Raw genomic sequence first — 20,363 nt, 5'->3', positions numbered from 1 at the left:
GCTATGAAATTTCAATTTGATAAACAGATGATAAAAGCATTAAAATATAAACCACTAATCCTAAGCCTGGTCCTTCTTAGCTCAGTTGCGGCAGCGCTTACCGGATGTAAAAAGATCTTTGATCTGCCCGAGGAAAAGGAATTCCTGAGCAACAAGATCAATTACGGAAATAAGGTCTTTGAACCCGTTTTGGGAAGAACCTCTTTGATGGGAAACCTGAACACCGATAATTCTACGGTACCTCTGAAATTTGAGATCGTAAATGCGCGGTATGGCGATGGAAGACCGTATAACGACATCTTTCAGGTTCAAAAAACATACGTTTGGACAGCACCCTATGATGGTCTTGAAACCTCACTGGCCCAGATCGAAGCAAAAAGAAAGCTCGAAGATCATCCGATGTTTGAAGTAAGATCGTCAGGTCAGTTTATCATGTGGCAGTCCTCCACTAATGACCTGATCGCTCCAAGACCGGCAGACAGCAGTAACCTGGAGCAGGACAAACGTTTGTTTGATCTTAAGATCACCAATGTAGGTGGTGAGATCATTCTTAAGAATTTTCAGATCAGACCCTGGAGAGAACGCCTTTATGAACCTTCAACAGACATTAATCCGTATACCGGTAAAACAGCAAGAGATCCTAATGATCCTAAAAACCCGAATAAACGCGACTATATTACGCCTGGGTTTAATAATGTGATCGGTGTTGAAACCAACCGCGGACTGGTAAATGATGCGACAAGAAAAGATCTTGTGGTTTATATCCGTCCATTTACCGGGGGAACAGGAAACTCGTTAAGATTTAAGTTCTTAGGCAAAGATTCATTACCCATAAACCCGGTGTTTTTCAATGAAACCAAGTGGGACTTTATTGTGCATGGTTTCAATAAGGTCATGACTCCGCAGTATGTACAATATGATGTTGCTTATCCGATCCCGGTAATCAACCTGGGTACAAAATATGCACCAAGCGGTTCACAAGCCAGATCAATCTTCTCCTATTCGAGAAGAGGCTTTGGTGGAACCATGACCACAGCGAACATAGAACTTAATTATAATATTTTTAAAAAGGGTGACTGGGAGATCGTATTTCACTTCCGCCGGGAAAATCCAAAATTTCAAGACGAATAATTTATGTTAGGATTTAATATTATGAGAAAAAATATACTCTTTTTATCGATCATGTTTTGCGCCCTGATGATCAATACCCTCCAGGCACAAACAACAAAAATAGTGCTTAAAGGTATCGTCTCAGAAAGGGCAACGAACCTGATCATGCCTGGAGTATCCATCAGTACCGGCAAACCAGGTAAAGTAATCGCTGTAACCAACGCAAAAGGAGAATTTTCAGTAGCTGTTGATGAAGGTGCAACACTAACCATTACCTATACCGGATTTAATCCGCAAATCATCAAACTGAAGGCCGATCAAACTACCTTGAATGTGTTGATGACAGAATCCAATAACCAGCTTACAGAAGTTGTTGTTCGTGGTTATCAGATCAGGTCTAAAGAAACCAGTACAGGATCTTCTTTTACCATCTCGGGAGATCAGGTACAGGACGTTCCGGTATCCAACGTGGAGCAACTCCTTCAGGGTAAAGTAGCTGGTTTAAATATCCAGGTAAATACCGGGGCACCAGGCTTTAGGGGCTCCGCAGCCATACGCGGTCTAAGTACATTGACCGTAACCGGTACCGGTGACGATTCATTTCTTCAGCCTACCTCTCCGCTGTACGTAATTGATGGGGTTCCTATCGATGCAGATAAGGCGGCAGAATATGGTTACAATACGTTAGGTCCAGGGGTGAGCCCGCTTTCCCTGATCCCGCAGGAAGATGTGGCAAGTTTAGAGGTATTGAAAGATGCACAGGCTACTTCGCTGTACGGATCAAGAGGTGCCTACGGGGTAATTATCATCACCACCAAAAGAGGAAATTCTAAAATACCAAGAGTTCGTTATACCACTAACTTTTACGTAAATACGCCTCCAAAGTTAAGAGAGACGCTGGGCGGTAACTCAGAACGCCAGTCTAAGATTAACCACATTCTTGCAAATGCAATCAATGAAGATGATTTTGACAGATTAACCAGAACGTTTTTCCTGGCAGATAGTTTAAATGACTATTACAACAACTCAACCAACTGGCAGGGCATATTCTTCCAGAGTACCTATAACCAAACGCACAACCTGGCGTTGGACGGTGGTGATACCAAATTCAACTATAAGACCAATATTGGTTATTCCAGTGAAAAAGGTGTAATTAAAAATACGGGCTATGACAGGTACAACATGAATATGAACATGGAGTATAATCCTACAGAACGTTTTAGATTTTTTGCCGCTGTAAATGGTGGGGTAGGTAAACAAAATAAAGGAAATGGAAGCGGTCTGCTTCAAACCGGGGTAGCCAGTAACGGACAGGCATCCTCCCTGTTACCAGGCCCGTCGTTCTTTCAGTCCAGTGCCGGAACGCTTGCTTCCTTACGGACATTGAACAACAACGATTCCAGGAATATCCGCGCAAATATTGATGCCCGGTTCCAGATCATCCCCGGCTTATGGGCAGCAACCAGTGTGAGTTATGATTATACCTCCGATAACGAGGATACCTTTACACCCGCTGCTGCTGCCAATCAATTTGCAAGGGTATATTCATTTAACGGAAGAAGTTCCAACCTGTACAACAGAAATAACCTTTCCTATTCAAAGACATTAGGTACCGACCATAATATTTTTGTAAACGTATTTAATGAGATGTCTAAAGAAACCGGACAAGCCGGCCTGATTGAGCAAGTTAAAACGGCGAATGATCAGTTCCAGGGACCACTTGGTTTTGATGCCTATTTCTCAAGAGGGGGAGGGGTGCTTCCAAACTTTAAGAACAGGCACCTTGCATCCTTTGCCGCTGCATTTTCTTACGATTATAAAAAGAAATATATCATTGACCTTTCTTACCGGTTGGATGGATCTTCATTAAGCGGATTAGAAAATCCATATTCTAAAAACCCTTCCATAGGTTTCAGATGGAACTTTAACAAGGAAGCCTGGTTTAAAGATCAAAGCTGGCTTTCCTATAGTGCCTTTCGTTTAACCTGGGGACGTAACGTGATCCCTAATGGAAACCTGCAAAGCATTTATGGATTGTACAACATCAAAGGTACTTATAACAACAATCCTGCAATTGGAATAGACTACGGTGCGGTACCAAATCCAACATTAAAACCAACAACAACCTCCCAATACAACCTGGGATTTGATATGGGATTTTTTGACAGCAGGATTGAGCTGAACTTTGATACCTATTTTAAAAAGGTAGATAATCTTTTGGTAGACAGATACCTAAACAATACTACAGGATTTGAAAGGGTATTAAGTAACGATGGCGGTATTATAAACTATGGTTATGAACTGGCGGTTATTTTCAGGCCATTGCCAAGAAGCAACCCGTTCGATTGGTCCATCTCGTTAAATGGAGCAATAAACAGGGACGTTCTAACCAAGCTTCCGGCAGAATACAACGGACAGTACATCCGCAGGGATGGAAGTCAGTACATCGTAAACCGCGTTGGAAAAAATACCTTCTCTAACTTCCTGATCATTAATCAGGGTGTATTCGGTACAGATGCCAATGTTCCGGTAGATCCGGTTACTGGTTTGAAATATCAGACAGGAGGCCGCTTTTTTCAAGGTGGCGACCCGATCTTTAAGGATGTGAACGGTGATTATATCCTGGATAATCAGGATTATCAGATTACAGGTAACTCCATGCCTTTAATTACAGGCGGACTCTCCACCAACGTGAACTATAAGGGATGGGGCTTAAATATATATGGATCATTTACCTTACTGCGTACCATTTTAAACAATGCACTGGCAGATCGTTTCAGGATCATGAGTGATCCGTTCGACATGAGATCTGTTGTGCCGCTGGATGATCTGGATACCTGGAAACAACCAGGAGATAATTCAAAGTATCCATATGCCTACGATTACGCCAGGTACGGACAGATCAATCCATTCAGGTATGACCAGACCTTATGGGCAGAAGAAGGATCTTATTTTAAATTTAACACGATCACCCTGTCTTATCGCTTTACCAAGCAGTTGGCCAAAATAGTCGGTTTAAATAATTTCAGAACCTATATATCAGCAAATAACCTGATTACCCTATCGCCTTACAGCGGGCCAAATCCGGAAAACGTAACTGCCTTAGGCAGGGATGCTTCGAATGGATACCCGGTACCGCGTACCTATAACATTGGTTTTAATGTGGAGTTTTAATAATATGGATATGAAAAAATATATAGCTTGCTTCTTTTTTGTATGGTGTGGCATCAGCCAGTTCAGTTGTAAAAAGTTTCTGGATGTTAAGCCATTAGATAAGCTTACCGGTAATAATTTTTACCAAAATAAAGAAGATGTCGAGGCAGTCATCAATGACATGTCGCGCATGATGTTCGATAAATTTAATGAAACACAATTTGTGGGTGCAACCGGTGAATACAGATCTGGTGAAGTAAAACATGAACCCGCTTCCGATGGTGGCCCAATCCGCAGGTGTGTAGAAATTGCGGGTACAAACAACCTGCTGGAACTGATGTCTAATGGAACCTGGAACAACACGTATCATTTTGAAAGGATCACCCAGTGGATGACCTATTACAAAATTATCCAGGCTGCAAATATTTTGGTATTTAAGCTAAACGAAGGAATCCCTGCATTATCTGCTGTTGAAACCAAGCAGTATTTAGGGGAAGCAAAATTTGCACGCTGCCTGGCCTATTTCTTTATGGTTCGCCTGTATGGAGATGTGGTGTATTATACCGATGCCTATCACATCGAAGCACTTCCGCGTGAAAGCATGGTTTCGGTATTCAATAAATGTATTGCAGATCTGAAAAGCAATATGAATGATATGCCATGGGGATTTTCTGATCCCGCTCAAAAGGGGGTACGTGCCAGCAGGGGTAGTATTATTGCATTAATCATGAACATGAACATGTGGAATGCAGGTTTTGATGGTTCTAATGCAACCAAATACTGGAGGGAAACCGCAGAAATGGGAGATGTACTGATCAAAAGTAATGCCTACAGATTGCTGCCTTTAACCGAATGGGCAGTAGTGGCAAGGGGAAGATCGGATGAAAGCTTGTTTGAGCTATTCCGTACCGTTAATTACGGTGATTACGTTTGGCCGGGAGCTCCCATATCAGATATGTTTATCCATTTCCCATATAAACAGCCTCAAAGCAGGTTTCAGCTTAGCTACGCTTATTATAAAGCGGAATATATGCAAAAGATCTTTCCGGAAACAGACCCTGATAAACGCAAAGATGCGTGGTTCCAGAACATGTATGCAAATACCGGAGAGTTCCTGTTGTTAAAGGTTGCTATGAACAAATATACCGAAGGTACAGAAGATAATAACCCGGAAAATACCTTTCAGATCTTCCGCTATGCAGATGCCATCTTATTGCGTGCCGAAGCATTGGCCAATCTGAATGAAGATGTTGATGCTTTAACCGCCCTGAACATGGTTCGGAAACGCGCAGATGCGCCAAATTATATTGGCACAGGCCAGGAGTTGAAAGACTTTATCTTCAATGAACGTTCCAGGGAGTTATTTGGAGAAGGGGTTTTGTACTTCGACCTCATCCGTACAAAAAGAATATTAACCAGGACCTGGACATCAAACCCGTTAACACTGGATCAGTTTAACCGTGGCGGATGGACCTGGCCTATTGATGGTGCAGCAAGAGATAATAACCCTTTTATGGTCTTAAATACCTATTGGACAAACGGAGGCATTTAATGCCGGTAAAAACAAATGATATGAAAAATTCAATATTAAATTATTTCAATTTACCCTTTGTAATCGTAGCAGGCTTGCTCCTTGTATTGTCCTCCTGCGCAAAAGATTCTTATTACAGGGATGGTGGTAAAGCAAATCCAATATTTGATGGCAATATGCTGGAGTTTCTCCAGTCTAAACCAAAAGAGTTCGATACCATTGCACAAGTGATCAAGCTGGCAGGTATGGAAGAAGTCTTTAAAAATGAAGAACTTACTTTCTTTGCACCCAACGACAAATTTATCCGGCAAACCATACGCCGCTTAAATCCGGAGCTGCGTACACTATACCTGGATACTATCAAAACTTTAGCAGATATTAAACCAGAGATCTGGAGAAAATACCTTTCCCGGTACCTGTTTAAGGGCAAGAATAAACTGGCAGATTATTCTCAGATAGATTTCGATCTGATCAATACCTTTCCCGGACAAAACTATTTCTCCTACAACAATGCCGTTTTAAATATTGGGGTAATTTATGAGTCTGCCAATGGGGTTAAATATTTAGGCTACAGAAGACTGGTCATTAACCACATTCCCGATATCTCTAAACCGAGGGACAACTGGCAGGGGGGAACTGTTTCCTCTTCAGACATCCAGCCGTCCAATGGTGTAGTTCATACGCTGGTTTGGGAAGGAAGGCTTTTTGGTTTCGATTACAACGATTTTTATCAGGACGTAATTTTCTCCAAAAGGTAACCACGGCCAAAACCATGTATATAATTGACAGATCTAATCCAATCCATATGAAATTTAGAATTATAGTTTTTGCGTATCTCCTGCTGGTTCTTGCCGGATGCAAAGAAACAGAAGAAGTATTCGACCCTCCTTACCAGGGTGGAAAAGAAGCCCTCGGCATTAAAATAAATGAAACACAATTGCCTGTGCCTGCAGAAGGGCTGCCGGGAAGTACCGTGCAGGTTGCCGCTACAGGATTACTCCCGTATAAAGATAAACTGGTGTTTATGTTTAACGGAGAACCTGCAGAAGTACTCGAAGTAACCACCACAGGAATTAAGGCTAAGGTGCCAAATAATGCAAGTTCTGGTGTTACCTCGGTAATGGTGGATGATAAGATCATATTCGGCCCCATCTTTAAAGTTCAGGGACTGATTGCCTTTGACCCAACCTTTAGGGTAATAAACGGAACAAATGCAGAGATTAATCAATATCTGGAATTGCCTGAAGGAAAATACTACTTTGTAGGCGGCTTTACCAATTACGATAACAAAGGAGTTGTTGTACCTATAAACCGGATTGTCAGGACCTCACTTGATGGTGATATTGACCGTACACTGCGTTCTGGTTATGCAGCCAATGGCCCATTGGACGGGATCGTTCCACTTGGAAACCAGTTCATCATTAGCGGAAGCTTTAGCGGTTATAACCAAAGAACAGAAAGTATCAGTAACATTACCCGGATAAACTCCAATGGAAGCATTGATACGATGGGTATTAAAACATTCAGGCCAGTTCCAAAGCCAGATACCATCAAATATTTTCCAAGATTTAATGGCGGTACCAACAGCTCGATCACCAGGTTGTATAACTACCAGGATAAAATAATTGGTACAGGAAATTTCAGGTATTATGTGAAACGTACCTATGATAAATCTAACTTTTACCAGACAAAGGATACCATCATTCTTGACAGTACAGAAGTTCGCCAGGTGATCCGTTTTAATGGGGATGGAAGTTTAGATAAATCCTATCGTTTCAATATCGCAGCAAACAAAAGTTTATCAGCAGGAAATGGAAATGTGACCAGTTATATGCATACAGATGGTTCAAATGCAGGTAAATTGCTGTTGTTCGGATCCTTTACCACATTCGATGATGCACCAGCCAATTACATTACCCGCTTAAATCCAGACGGAACAAAAGACCCCGGCTTTAACCCCGGTTCAGGTACGAATGTAGAGATTGGAAAAGTGACCTACAGTGCGGTCACTAAAAAATACATGGTTACCGGACGGTTTAAAACCTATAATGGAACTGTTTCAGAGTCTATGGCCATGGTTAACCTGGATGGAACGATCGACAATAGTTTTGTTCCAAAAGCAGTTACCGGCGGATTTGTTCGCGGTGCCTCTCAGCTTAGTGATGGTCTGATCGTGGTATATGGCGATTTTAAAAAATATGGAGAGTATACCCGCAATGGTTTCATGATCCTGAAGGCAAATGGAGAACTCGCACCAGGCTATAATGCTACCGGAATATTTAATGGTAACATATCTCATGTGATAGAAACCAAATCAGCCGATGGAAAAAGAGCGTTGCTGCTGATCGGTTCTTTCAACCGTTTTGATAACCTGCAGGTTTCAAACATCATACGTCTGATCATAGAATAATTGCTAAAAAGGAATCATAAGAAATTTAATCATATAAAGATGAAAACAAATCCATTCATATTATATTCAAGACGTTCGGCATTCTCAATGCTGTCAACGTTCTCAGCGCTGCTGATTTTCTGCGGAGCCGTGATGACGGGATGTAATAAAGACTTTGAAACTAAGATTTCAGATAAGGAATATAGCGACAGCGTATCCATTGCATTTGGAAATCCAAAGGTAATCCTGCTCATCGTAGACGGCGCCAGGGGAACATCCGTAAGAGATGCAAGAACACCTGTACTTACGTCGATGCTGCCTGCATCCATTTATTCATGGAACTCAGTAGCCGATGAGGAAAACCCTCAGGAAGGTACGAACTGGGCAGATATGCTTACAGGAGTTAAAAAAGATAAGCATGGCGTAATCGGTAATGATTTTACCGCCAACAAATTCGAGAACTATCCGTTGATCTTCAGCCGTATTAAAAAGGCAAGACCAAATACAAGGATCGTATCTTATGCATCTTCAGCCTTGTTTAAAGAAAAACTATCTAAGGATGTAGATCTGAGTGAAGTGCCAGGTACAGATGCAGGTGTTAAAACGGCCCTTGTAAATGCGTTGAAAACAGATACCGCTTCTTTTTTAGTCGGACAGTTCAAAGAAGTTAATCAAGCGGGGGCAACAAGCGGATATGATGTAAGCAAAGCAGGATATAAAGACGCAATCGTCAAGTTTGATACCCAGGTAGGCGAAGTGCTTGCCGCAATGAAAAGCAGACCAGGGTATGCCACTGAAAATTGGCTGGTCGTTGTAGTTTCCAATAACGGCGGCGACTATCCAACACCTCCGGAGCTGGATGATAAAACGGTCTTTAGCAATTCAAAGGTCAATACTTTTACCATCATCCATAACCCAAAATATAAAACACGGTTTATTGGTAAGCCATATTTGGGTAATAAGTACAATGGCAGGGGAGTACGAATCTATGGTCAGAACGTGAAAGCAGAGGTCACCAACTCTGGTGACTTTAATTTCGGTGATACCACGCAATTTACATTAGAAATAAAAGTGAAGAAAAATATCGGTCCAAATAACAACTACCGCTTCTATTATCCGTCCATTTTAGGGAAAAGACCAGAGTGGTCAAGCGGCGGACCAACTGTAGGCTGGGTTGTGTTTATAGAAGATAACTTCTGGATGTTTAACCTGAGGGGTATTAAGTCATCCGGAACAAGCCAGGTTAGAGGCGGCGACCTAAGCAACGGCAACTGGAATACACTTGGTGTAGTTTGCGTAAACCGTGATGGTAAACGATTTGTAAGGACCTTTACCGATGGTAATTTTAACAATGAAATGGAAATTACTTCTTTTGGAAGTCTCAATAACAACAGTCCGCTAACACTTGGTTATATTCCTGGAAATGGTCACCGTGAACCGGATGCTACATTAACGGACATCCGCATCTGGAGAAAAGCACTGCCAGATACCATCGTTAAAAAGTTTGCCTGTGATACCGATGTATCAGAAGACCATCCTTATTATGGATTCCTGCTGGGTTATTGGCCAGCTACAGACGGATCGGGTGGACAATTGGCAGATCTTGGATACTCTGGTAATAACTTCATCCTTAAAGGCAATTATGAGTGGAGTAATTTCAGCGACCTGATCTGCGCACCTTCAGCCTCAAATATCAGTGCTTTGGTTCCCAGAAATATGGACGTTGCTACACAATTGCTCAGCTGGTTTAAGATACCGACCCAGGAAAGCTGGAACCTTAACGGACGGGTTTGGCTGGATCAATAATTTAACTATTTAATTGGAAAACATGAAAATGATTAAAAATAAAATGCTGATGGGCCTGGTGGCTTTAATGGCTATACTTGGAACTTCCTGTAAAGAAGATCAGCTGGAGGATTTTAAGACTGCAGCAGGCGGAACCGTTAAACTCTCGGCAAGCACCCAGGTTGGTGCCATAGTTAAGGAAGTGGGTAATGTATCTATGGATCTTGAGGTCATGCTGTCTTCACCATCAAACAATGCATTTGAAATAGACTTAAGGGATAACCAGGACACGATCAAAACCCTGATCGCCAATGGAACGCTTAAAGACGTAGCGATGCTTCCTACAGGTACCTTTAACTTTCCAAGTGTGATCAGCGTGCCTTATGGTGTAAATAAAACGACATTCAAAGTTGCATTAAGTATCAATATCATCGAAAAGAACTATGGTAAAAAAATTGCATTTGCCATTAAATTAGCGACGCCCAGTAAAGGCAACCTGGTAGATAACGCGAAAGAAACTTTTATCGTCGTAATCGATACCAAAACGATTCTTAGTGAGACAGATATCCACTACCTAACCATTGAAAGTGGTGTTGACGGAAGATTACTGGTGCCTTCGGCAACAGCCAGGAATTACAATGTAACTTCTGCAGGTATAGTAATCCCAATAAAGGTAGCCTTGAACGGCACCTCAGAAGGTGCAGCCTTCTCTGTAAAATTGAGCTTAAATACAGATACCATCAAAACGTTGGTAACGAATGGATTGCTGCCGGCAAATACCGTTCCTTTGGTTGCCGGAACTTATTCGCTGGATACGCTCGTTCGCTTCCCGGTTAATCAGAAAGAAGGAATTTTTAATCTAACCTTACCAATGGCGCTGGTTGATGCCAATATTACCAAAAGACTTGCGGTATCTGTAACACTTAGCGACGCCACAAGAAACCTCATCGATGTAAATAAAGATAACCTGGTTATACTTATAGATCCGGTTAATATCTCCGAAAAAGACATCACTAATGATAATTCCGTATTGTCTGTGTCTACGGAAAATGGAGCAGGCCCTAACGGCGTTGAAGGTTCACTAAAAGTGATCGATAGAAATCCAAGTACTAAATACCTTGCAGATATGAGGCCGAATATATGGATCCAGCTTAAATATCCAACTGCGGTAAATGTAAAGGCCTATACACTCACCACAGGTGATGACGCTCAGGATAGAGATCCTAAAGATTGGCAGTTTGAAGGATCTAATGATGGGGCAAACTGGGTAATCCTGGATAAAAGAACAGGTATAAACACACCTAATCGTAAAGAAATGAGGCGTTATGAGTTTTCTAACGCAAATAACTATACTCACTACCGGATCAATATAACCGCCTTAAGAAATGGAACCGTTTTCCAATTGTCTGAGTTCCGTTTAATCAAAATGCCATAATTCTTTTCCAGGCCCGGCAGCCCCGCTGCCGGACCTGGAAATAACACGATCTTAAAATAGTACAGAGATGAAAAATATATATCAAATAACACTGATCGGCCTGCTTGCGTTAACGCTGGGATGCAGTAAAAATGAAGACATTGCCATTGTTCCCGAAGAGCCGAAACCAACAGCAAAATTTACGGTTGCCCCGGTGTCAGAAAGTGATGCCTATACCTTAGAATTTAAAAACGCTTCTGTAAACGGCAAAAAAATAAGATGGACATTTGGAGACGATAGTGTGTCTGCAGAATTCTCGCCCATTCATACATTCAGAAGCGCAGGTACCTACCGCGTGCTGTTGTCTGTAGAAAATGGCGACGGGTATAAAGCGCAAAGCGAAATCTTCCTGAAGTTAAATCCAGATCTTCTTTTAAATTTTGCAGCAGTTAACCAGGGTGCGGGTAAAGTAAAACTGAATGTGTCATCACCGACAGTTTACACCACTTTTAAATGGACATTTGAAGATAAAACAACTTCCACAGAAGCCACTCCAATAACTACAGTTCCTGCTGGATCTGTACGTTTGGTCACCTTAGAAGCAAAAACAGCCAAGGGATCAACCGCAACCGTCCAGCGCCTGGTTACCGACTTCGGTGTAGCTCAGGATGTAACCATCGGATCAACCCTGATCGTTTCGAAAGATAATAACTCCGGTGCTTTTGGTGGTGAAGGTTCGCTAAAGCTCATTGATAATAACATCAATACCAAGTTCTTGATGTCTGCCTTTAAAGGAATGTATGCGCAGCAGGTACTAACCACACCACAAGTGGTCAAAGTATACGGGATTACCTCTGGTGATGATGCCCAGGTAAGAGATCCGCAGCAATGGACACTGCTGGGTTCTGAAGACGGCCTAACCTGGGATTTGCTGGATACCAGGGATGAACAGTTTACCGGCAGAAAGATGCTGAGATTATTTGCAGTTCAAAACACAAAAGCTTATACTTACTATCGGTTAAACATCACTAAGAACCAGGGTAATAACGACCTGCTTCAAATCAGTGAATGGCGTCTTTATAAGATCAACTAAAACACCTTTACGCAAATAGAACAAACGCAAATAAAGCACACAAATGAAAAAAACAAACCTCCTATTATTTTTAACCGCTGTATGTAGTTTTGCCGCAATTGCGCAAGAAAAGAAAGCACCCTCTTATCCTTTAATTACTCACGATACGTACTTTAGCATCTGGTCTGATAATGATCAGCTAAACCAGTCGGTCACTAAACACTGGACAGGTGCAGAGCAGTCTTTGCTGGGCATTATTAAAGTGGACGGTAAATCGTACCGCTTTATGGGAAATACAGAACAGGCTTATGTTAATGTTCTTCCGGCTTCAGATGACCAGGCTTACCAGTTTAAATACTCAGAGTCTGTTCCCACAGGCGAATGGAAAGACGTGGAATATGCAGACGGCGACTGGAAATCAGGTGCTGCCCCATTTGGTGATCTGGACCAGTTTGCTAAAACAGAATGGAAATCTAAAAACCTTTGGGTCCGCAGAACATTCGAACTGACCAATCCGGATTTGAAGGACCTTTCATTAAAATTAAATCACGATGATAATGTGGAGGTATATATTAACGGAAGCCTGATCTACAAACATGTAGGGTGGACCAATAACAAGTTCACCTATGTTCCGGTAAAAGAAGTCCTACTAAAAAGCCTTAAAAAAGGTAAAAATGTGCTCGCTATTCATATCGCAAATACTGCAGGTGGTGCATGGTTAGACGCCGGCCTCGTAAGTAAAGCACCAGTTGCAGATCCGGTTATGCTTGCCACACAGAAAAGTGTAAACATCACCGCTACACAAACCAGTTATGAGTTTAAGGCCGGAGCGGCAGACCTTTCCGTAACCTTTACCTCACCGCTTTTGTTAAACGACCTTCATATGGTGTCGCGACCAATATCATACATCACCTATAGCGTAAAATCGAATGATCAAAAAGCGCATACGGTAGATGTTCTGTTCAGTGCATCCACCAGTATCGCAGTCAACACGCCAAGCCAGGAAGTTAAGGCCGAAGCGGTAAAAGCACCCGGTTTATCCGTACTTAAAGCGGGAACAACGCAACAACCCATTCTGAAAAAAAGAGGAGATGATCTAAGAATTGACTGGGGATATATGTACATAGCAACTCCTGCAGCCAATAAGGCAATTCAATATGCAGGTGTTCAGAAGGATGCCGTTGCTGAATTCAACAAGACCAATAAAATAGTAAAGCCAACCACCATGACCGGTACTAAACTGGCATTAAATACAGTGTTATCATTTGGAAGCGTAGGTGTTGCTGCAAAACAACAGTATGTGATGGTTGGATATGACGACATTGAATCTGTTCAATATTTTGGTAAGAACTTAAAAGCTTTATGGAACAATGATGGAACCAAAACCTTTGAAAGTGAGTTGGGTAAAGCGGCAGCTGAATATACCCAGGTAATCAAAAAAAGCAACGACTTTGACGTTTCCATGTACAAAAATGCAGCGTCTGCAGGTGGTGAAAAATATGCCAAACTCTGTGTTTTAGGATACAGACAAGCAATAGCTGCGCATAAACTGGTAAAAAGTCCGGAAGGCGATCTGTTGTTTATGTCCAAAGAGAATTTTAGTAATGGATCTATCTATACCGTTGACATTACCTATCCTTCTGCTCCATTGTTTCTGGCCTATAATCCGGATCTGGTTAAAGGCCTGTTAAATGGCATCTTTGCCTATAGCGAAAGCGGTAAATGGAAAAAACCATTTGCAGCCCATGACCTGGGAACCTATCCATTGGCAAATGGCCAAACCTATGGCGAAGATATGCCTGTAGAAGAATCAGGCAACATGCTGATCGTAACCGCAGCAATTGCTAAAGCAGAAGGAAACGCAGAATATGCACGCAAACACTGGAAAACATTAAGCATCTGGGCAGATTACCTGAGTAAAGAAGGATTTGATCCCGGCAATCAATTGTGTACCGATGATTTCGCCGGTCACCTGGCCAGAAACTCGAACTTATCCGTTAAGGCTATTGTTGCATTGGGTGCTTACGGACAGCTCGCCGCACAATTGGGTGAAACTGCAGAAGCAGAAAAATATACCAAAATGGCTAAAGAAATGGCCCTGAAATGGATGACCATGGCTGATGATGGCGATCATTATGCCTTAACATTTGACAAAAAAGGAACCTGGAGCCAAAAGTATAACATGGTTTGGGATAAGCTTTTGGGCTTAAACCTGTTCCCTAAAGAAGTGTATACCAAAGAGATTAAATATTACCTGACCAAACAAAATCCTTACGGTCTGCCATTAGACAGCCGCAGAACATATACCAAGTCAGACTGGATCATCTGGACTTCCGTACTTGCTGATAATGATGCCGATTTCCAGGCACTGATAGCCCCGGTATATAAATTTGCTGTAGAAACCCCATCAAGGGTTCCACTATCAGATTGGCACGAAACAACAACCGGTAAAATGACAGGGTTTCAGGCAAGAAGTGTAGTTGGTGGATATTTCATTAAAATGCTTGAAATGAATTGGAATAAAAAATAATTCCCGCTATTGAAACGCAATAAAGGGGCATATAATGAAAATTATATGCCCCTTTTCAATGGGTTAATGTCAATGGATTACCGCTTACCCAAACATTGGTAGATCTCTGCAAACAAAAGTCCGCTGCCGCCTCCGTAGTGATGTACAACCGGTACTGCAAGACTTAATTTATTAACCACACCGGCCAGCTCCGTTTCTTCGTTTTCCGCTAAACCGGCACCAACCAGTACCATATCAAATGCCGTAGCCTTAAACAATGTAATGGCTTGTTCAAGTGTATTTGCACCAATTCCATGCAGCTCACTGTTAGAGTTGATCAGCCTCACAATCGTATTCAGGATTTCCTGGTGTGTACAAATGACTAAGATCTCTGTCTGTTTCATCATATTTATAAGTTCATGGGAACTTCCATCAATAGAATTTCCGAGACGGTGGTCGATGTAATAGAAACCAGATCAGTTTCCCAAAGGCCATAGCCATCACGGGTATTTAAGATCTGGTCATTTACAAGGGCATCACCCTCAATTATAAATACATATAAACCGTTTTCTTTGTTTTTTAATTTATAGTCTATTTTATTTCCAGCTTCAAATTTCCCAATATTAAACCAGGCATTCTGGTAGATCCAAACCCCCTGATCATGCTGATCGGGAGATAAGATCTGGGTAAAGGCATTGGGTTTCATCAGGGCTTCGTAACTGATCTGCTGATACCGGGGTTCTACATTGCGCTGGTTTGGAAATAACCAGATCTGCAGAAATTCAACCGTTGTTATTTTACTTTTGTTAAACTCCTTATGATAGATTCCTGTTCCTGCACTCATTACCTGGATCTCTCCGGGTTCAATTACAGCAATGTTATCCATGCTGTCTTCGTGCTGGAGTGAACCCCGTAACGGTATAGAGATGATCTCCATATTGTCGTGCGGGTGTTCACCAAAACCACCACCACCGGTAACACGGTCGTCATTAAGAACCCGCAATGCACCAAACTGGATCCTTTCCGGATTGTAATGCATCCCAAAGCTAAAGGTCTGGTGGCTTTTAAGCCAGCCATGGTCAGCAGCTCCACGGGTATCTGCCTTATGTAATATGGTCTGTCCCATTTTTATAAAATTAAGCGTTGTTAAAAATTAGTGTGTTACTCAGATCAATTTCAGGCTGACTGATGGAATGCGCTTTCCCGGCATATATTTTCAGGTTTACCTTCGCATTCATCTTTGTTAAAAGACCTTCAGTAACCTCAACACGTCTCAATGGAACATGCGGGTCAGGATCACTGGTTGTAATCAATATTGGGGTCTGTTTAAAATCGCCCTTATAATTGTTCATATTGATCTCTTTACCAATTAAACCACCCGTAAATGCGGCAACACCGCCATATTGAACTGCATTTCTGGTAATATATTCCAGTGTTAAACAGGCACCTTGTGAAAACCCGGCAAAATAGATCTTGTTTGCCGGAATACCAGATTCAATAATTTCGGCAACCAATTCTTTAAGCACACTTAATGCAGAATCCAAAGCCGGCTGGTTTTCAGCAACCGGCGAAAGAAAACTATAAGGGTACCAGCTGCTGTTTGTAGCCTGTGGTGCAAAAACAGCAGCATTGTCAAGTTTTAAATGTTTGCCCAGACTGATGATGTCTTCCGCAGAAGACCCGCGGCCATGAAGCAGTATAAGTGCCTTGCCGGCGTCTTTTACAGGCACACCTGCCGTTACAATATCTTTTATGTGTGTATACATCTTATTGATCTAATTTAGGTAAAATGCTTTCAATCTCCGCTCTGCTGCTTTCATATTGAGCAGGCAGTTTCAGGTTTTTGCCCAACTCTTCAAGCGGCTCATCCACTGTAAATCCGGGATTGTCAGTAGCCAGTTCAAAAAGTACACCACCTGGTTCACGGAAATATAAAGAGAAGAAGTAATTGCGGTCAATCTTTTCGGTAATGTTCAATCCCATTTCCACCACTTTATCTCTGAAGTACATTAAGGTCTCTTCATCTTTTACCCGGAAAGCAACGTGGTGTACAGATCCTGCTGCAACATGACCTATCGCTTCACCAGGTGCTTCAACAAGATCAACAATGGCCGCATATTCAACAGTATCAGTCACAAAACGGGAGCGGTTAACTTCTGTTTTGTCTGGTTTATATCCAAATATAGAAGTCAACACAGCAGCAGTACCCTCCATTTTATTGGTAGTTATGGTTACATGATGAAAACCATGTACCGCATGATCAGTGTTGATCTCTGAAGTAGTCCATTGGGCCCTTTGATCCGGAGTACTAACCTCGGTTAGTTCAAATTTTAATCCATCAGGATCAAGAAACGTTAAATAGCGTTCTCCGAATTTCTCTGCCGGTTTATTATAGGTAACGTTATTATCTTCAAAGCGCTGCTGCCAGAAAGCAAGGCTCCCTTTAGGAACACTGTATCCAATTTCTGTAACTTGCCTGGTGCCCCTTCTTCCGGCGGTAATTCCTTCCCATGGAAAAAAGGTTAAGATACTTCCCGGCGTACCCTGTTCATCACCATAATAAAAATGATAGGTATGCGGATCATCAAAATTCACTGTTTTTTTAATCAGCCTTAAACCCAATATGCGGGTATAAAAATCATGGTTTTTTTTTGCGTTCCCTGCAATTGCAGTAATGTGGTGCAGGCCTAAAATTTCAGTTTTCATAATTCAATTTTTTAATAACACCACAAATCTAAACCTATATTTTTTCAAAAATCTTACCATAGAATAAGAAATGATTAGCTTTATGTCCAGATCGTTAACTCATGCTAAAATATACTCTTCTCCTTACTTTACTGCTATTAAGCACTTTCGGGTATGCTCAGGATTCCATATCCGTCAGGATCTATCCTAAATATGACAGTGTAGGCAAGTTTCACCGATTCATGTTCGGAGAAAACTATAGAAAGGAATATGCAATGGATACGAAAGTACCCATCATTAAAATATCTGAGATCAAAGGCGGCTTAACACCAACACAGCGGGGCGGGGGCAATCAGTCACATTCCCTCCGGCTTGTTGATCGAAGCGGAAAAGAATGGGTGCTGCGGAGTGTAGAAAAATATCCGGAAATACTTTTGCCGGAAGTATTCAGGAAAACCTTTGCCGGAGCCGCCATCAAAGATAATATGTCTGCACAGAACCCATTTGCCGCATTGATCGTACCCATTGTGGCCGATGCGGTAAAAGTGCCGCACAGTGATCCAATGATCGGATGGGTACTCCCCGATGCAAAGCTTGGACAGTTCTCAGAGATGTTTGAAAATACCCTGTGCCTTCTGGAAGAAAGAGAACCTGTAGGTGATACCGATAATTCTGAGAAAATGCTGAGAAAGCTGAATGAAAATTCAGACAATAGCTATGATGGGATAACATTGCTCAGGGCTAAAGCAATGGATGCATTATTGGGAGACTGGGACCGGCATGAAGACCAATGGAGATGGAAACCAGAAAAAAGAGGCGATGGGATCACTTATATTCCCATCCCCAGGGATAGGGATCAGGTATTTTACCTTACTGAGGGCATCATACCCAGGTCTGCCCAGGTATCCTGGCTGCTGCCGATGATCCAGGGATATGACCGGAAACTTAAAAATATCAATTGGTTTTTTTGGGAAGGAAGAGCAATCTACAGCAGGTGGTTCTCACAGATCAGCGAAGACGAGTGGACAAGAACCGTTAATGCATTTTGTGATGCCGTTACAGATGACGTGCTGGAAAAGGCACTTCGAAAATTACCAGAACCAGGGTATACCTTAAGGCACGATCATTTACTAAAAGAATTGAAAGCGAGGCGCGCAGCACTTCCTAAAATGATGAATACCTACTATCATTTTATCAACCGTATCGTAGACATTCAGGCCACTAATAAAAATGAACTCATTACCATCTCTGATACCGCAGGTCAGCAATTAACAGTAACCATACGCAAAATATCAAAAGAAGGAAATGTTAAGGATCTGCTTTTTAAACGCACCTTTAATCCTGAAGTAACCAAAGAGCTCCGCGTATATGTAAGAGATGGCAATGACAGCCTGATCCTCAACAACAGTACCTCTAAGATTAAACTGCGCATCATAGGAGCAGAAGGGGTAAAGAAGTATCACATCGAAAATTCCAACCGTACCGTACGTCTGTACAGCAAGGAAGAAGCCGTAAGCTTTACCGGAAACACCAGTAAGCTTCATAAGATCCTGGATAACGATACTTCCAATACACACTTTGTAGCAACAGACCTCTACAAAAGAAAGATGACCTTATTAAATGCAGGATATAACATTGATGATAAGCTGCTGCTGGGCCTTTCCTATACCATCACACAGCCCGGATTTAGAAATGTACCCATTGGAAGTACACATTCTTTCTCTTTTCTTCATTCCTTTGCTACAACAGGCTTTAGGTTTAGTTACAAAGGCGAGTTTTATAAAGCCATCGGTAATGCAGACCTGATCCTGCAGGCCAATGCAATGGCACCGGAAAACTCCCAGAACTTCTTCGGACTGGGCAATGAGACCACATTCAATAAATCGGGAGATTACATCCGGTATTACCGGGCAAGATTTAGCCTATACCAGCTGGATCCCGCTTTAAGATGGCACATGGATAAATCTACCCTGACCGCAGGCCCGTCCATTCAATATTACCGGTACAATAGAAGTGAGAACGATGGGCGTCTCATCAACAACATGATGGAACTGCATTCGCCAGACAGTGCAACCGTAGCACGGGATAAAACCTTTGCCGGTATTACCATAAACTATAGCTACAACAACAGGAACAATGACATTCTCCCATCATCAGGGACCTACCTGGATGTAAAATTTAGCGCCTATAAAGGATTAAATACCTTTTCAAATACCATCGGGCAATTAAATGCATCTTATTCCATCTATAAGAACCTGAATAAAAAGAGAACGATCATCCTTTCTGACCGGATTGGGGGAGGGGTAACCGTTGGAAAACAGGCGTTTTACCAATCGCAGTTTTTAGGCGGACAAGGAAACCTGCTTGGGTATCGTGAATTTAGGTTCGGCGGACAGCATAGCCTGTATAATAACCTCGAAGCCAGGGTTAAGATAGCAGATTTTATCAGTTATGTATTACCCGGACAATTTGGTTTAATCGGACTGTACGACATTGGGCGGGTATGGATAAAAAATGAACAGTCAGACAAATGGCACCAGGGGTATGGCGGAGGGATCTATTTTGCACCTGCATCATTAACCGTATTCCGCGTTGTAGTCGCAAACTCAGAAGAAGGTACGTACCCATATATCGCCATGAAATTTAGATATTAAATTAATATGACTAAATTATAAACAAAACACTTTTCAAAGTATTTTAAAAGACTTAATTTTA

At 42.0% G+C, this 20,363-nt stretch carries 14 protein-coding genes; 10 read left to right on the top strand and 4 right to left on the bottom strand.

All coding sequences use genetic code 11. The features are described from left to right. Positions 1 to 27 precede the first annotated feature (27 nt). The 9 genes from ATK78_RS21600 (at position 28) to ATK78_RS21560 (ending at position 14,984) form a co-directional block, all read left to right on the top strand. A complete protein-coding gene (locus ATK78_RS21600) occupies positions 28 to 1,131 on the top strand; it encodes a DUF5007 domain-containing protein (protein WP_133578223.1) in 1,104 nt (367 codons plus the stop codon). A 21-nt stretch (positions 1,132 to 1,152) separates the two neighbouring features. Beyond that, positions 1,153 to 4,284, top strand: coding sequence for a SusC/RagA family TonB-linked outer membrane protein (locus ATK78_RS21595; RefSeq protein ID WP_243732604.1), 3,132 nt, complete (start codon positions 1,153 to 1,155; stop codon positions 4,282 to 4,284). A gap of 10 nt (positions 4,285 to 4,294) precedes the next feature. Further along, positions 4,295 to 5,815, top strand: a complete 1,521-nt coding sequence (locus ATK78_RS21590) for a RagB/SusD family nutrient uptake outer membrane protein (protein ID WP_243732603.1) — start codon at positions 4,295 to 4,297, stop codon at positions 5,813 to 5,815. Positions 5,816 to 5,835: 20 nt separating this feature from the next. Then, a complete protein-coding gene (locus ATK78_RS21585) occupies positions 5,836 to 6,552 on the top strand; it encodes a hypothetical protein (protein WP_133578221.1) in 717 nt (238 codons plus the stop codon). 47 nt (positions 6,553 to 6,599) lie between these two features. After that, positions 6,600 to 8,204: a DUF5008 domain-containing protein gene (locus ATK78_RS21580; RefSeq protein WP_243732602.1), complete on the top strand. Its 1,605-nt coding sequence runs from the start codon at positions 6,600 to 6,602 to the stop codon at positions 8,202 to 8,204. A 39-nt stretch (positions 8,205 to 8,243) separates the two neighbouring features. Next, positions 8,244 to 9,989: an alkaline phosphatase family protein gene (locus tag ATK78_RS21575; protein ID WP_133578219.1), complete on the top strand. Its 1,746-nt coding sequence runs from the start codon at positions 8,244 to 8,246 to the stop codon at positions 9,987 to 9,989. Positions 9,990 to 10,011: 22 nt separating this feature from the next. Continuing rightward, the gene (locus ATK78_RS21570) at positions 10,012 to 11,403 is read left to right on the top strand and encodes a discoidin domain-containing protein (protein ID WP_133578218.1); all 1,392 of its coding nucleotides are present in this window, start codon (positions 10,012 to 10,014) and stop codon (positions 11,401 to 11,403) included. Between the two features lie 67 nt (positions 11,404 to 11,470). Further along, positions 11,471 to 12,475: a PKD domain-containing protein gene (locus ATK78_RS21565; RefSeq protein WP_133578217.1), complete on the top strand. Its 1,005-nt coding sequence runs from the start codon at positions 11,471 to 11,473 to the stop codon at positions 12,473 to 12,475. Positions 12,476 to 12,518: 43 nt separating this feature from the next. Further along, positions 12,519 to 14,984 (top strand): glutaminase family protein, encoded by a 2,466-nt coding sequence (locus tag ATK78_RS21560; RefSeq protein WP_133578216.1) that lies wholly within the window; start codon positions 12,519 to 12,521, stop codon positions 14,982 to 14,984. A 77-nt stretch (positions 14,985 to 15,061) separates the two neighbouring features. On the opposite strand, the gene ATK78_RS21555 is transcribed toward ATK78_RS21560, so the two are convergent. From ATK78_RS21555 to ATK78_RS21540, 4 genes are read right to left on the bottom strand one after another with little or no spacing between them, the layout of a single operon-like run. Beyond that, entirely contained in the window at positions 15,062 to 15,370 is a 309-nt protein-coding gene (locus ATK78_RS21555) for a response regulator receiver protein (protein WP_133578215.1), read from the bottom strand. 2 nt (positions 15,371 to 15,372) lie between these two features. Then, positions 15,373 to 16,089, bottom strand: a complete 717-nt coding sequence (locus ATK78_RS21550; RefSeq protein ID WP_133578214.1) for a pirin family protein — start codon at positions 16,087 to 16,089, stop codon at positions 15,373 to 15,375. Positions 16,090 to 16,099: 10 nt separating this feature from the next. Beyond that, a complete protein-coding gene (locus ATK78_RS21545) occupies positions 16,100 to 16,729 on the bottom strand; it encodes an alpha/beta hydrolase (protein WP_133578213.1) in 630 nt (209 codons plus the stop codon). Between the two features lies 1 nt (position 16,730). Then, entirely contained in the window at positions 16,731 to 17,669 is a 939-nt protein-coding gene (locus tag ATK78_RS21540; protein ID WP_133578212.1) for a ring-cleaving dioxygenase, read from the bottom strand. A 101-nt stretch (positions 17,670 to 17,770) separates the two neighbouring features. Here ATK78_RS21540 and ATK78_RS21535 point away from each other — a divergent pair, with 101 nt between their 5' ends. After that, positions 17,771 to 20,302: a BamA/TamA family outer membrane protein gene (locus ATK78_RS21535; RefSeq protein ID WP_133578211.1), complete on the top strand. Its 2,532-nt coding sequence runs from the start codon at positions 17,771 to 17,773 to the stop codon at positions 20,300 to 20,302. The last annotated feature ends 61 nt before the right edge of the window (positions 20,303 to 20,363 follow it).

Source organism: Pedobacter metabolipauper, assembly GCF_004362715.1.
In the GTDB taxonomy this organism is placed as follows: Bacteria; Bacteroidota; Bacteroidia; order Sphingobacteriales; family Sphingobacteriaceae; genus Pedobacter; species Pedobacter metabolipauper.
This window is presented reverse-complemented; position numbering and strand designations above follow the sequence as displayed.

Bases quoted from the DNA above. Each gene is read 5' to 3' on its own strand.
- ATK78_RS21585 (WP_133578221.1), top strand. From the start codon at position 5,836: ATGAAAAATTCAATATTAAATTATTTCAATTTACCCTTTGTAATCGTA.
- ATK78_RS21580 (WP_243732602.1), top strand. From the start codon at position 6,600: ATGAAATTTAGAATTATAGTTTTTGCGTATCTCCTGCTGGTTCTTGCC.
- ATK78_RS21560 (WP_133578216.1), top strand. From the start codon at position 12,519: ATGAAAAAAACAAACCTCCTATTATTTTTAACCGCTGTATGTAGTTTT.
- ATK78_RS21590 (WP_243732603.1), top strand. From the start codon at position 4,295: ATGAAAAAATATATAGCTTGCTTCTTTTTTGTATGGTGTGGCATCAGC.
- ATK78_RS21535 (WP_133578211.1), top strand. From the start codon at position 17,771: ATGCTAAAATATACTCTTCTCCTTACTTTACTGCTATTAAGCACTTTC.
- ATK78_RS21595 (WP_243732604.1), top strand. From the start codon at position 1,153: ATGAGAAAAAATATACTCTTTTTATCGATCATGTTTTGCGCCCTGATG.
- ATK78_RS21600 (WP_133578223.1), top strand. From the start codon at position 28: ATGATAAAAGCATTAAAATATAAACCACTAATCCTAAGCCTGGTCCTT.
- ATK78_RS21570 (WP_133578218.1), top strand. From the start codon at position 10,012: ATGAAAATGATTAAAAATAAAATGCTGATGGGCCTGGTGGCTTTAATG.
- ATK78_RS21550 (WP_133578214.1), bottom strand. From the start codon at position 16,089: ATGGGACAGACCATATTACATAAGGCAGATACCCGTGGAGCTGCTGAC.
- ATK78_RS21555 (WP_133578215.1), bottom strand. From the start codon at position 15,370: ATGATGAAACAGACAGAGATCTTAGTCATTTGTACACACCAGGAAATC.
- ATK78_RS21545 (WP_133578213.1), bottom strand. From the start codon at position 16,729: ATGTATACACACATAAAAGATATTGTAACGGCAGGTGTGCCTGTAAAA.
- ATK78_RS21565 (WP_133578217.1), top strand. From the start codon at position 11,471: ATGAAAAATATATATCAAATAACACTGATCGGCCTGCTTGCGTTAACG.
- ATK78_RS21540 (WP_133578212.1), bottom strand. From the start codon at position 17,669: ATGAAAACTGAAATTTTAGGCCTGCACCACATTACTGCAATTGCAGGG.
- ATK78_RS21575 (WP_133578219.1), top strand. From the start codon at position 8,244: ATGAAAACAAATCCATTCATATTATATTCAAGACGTTCGGCATTCTCA.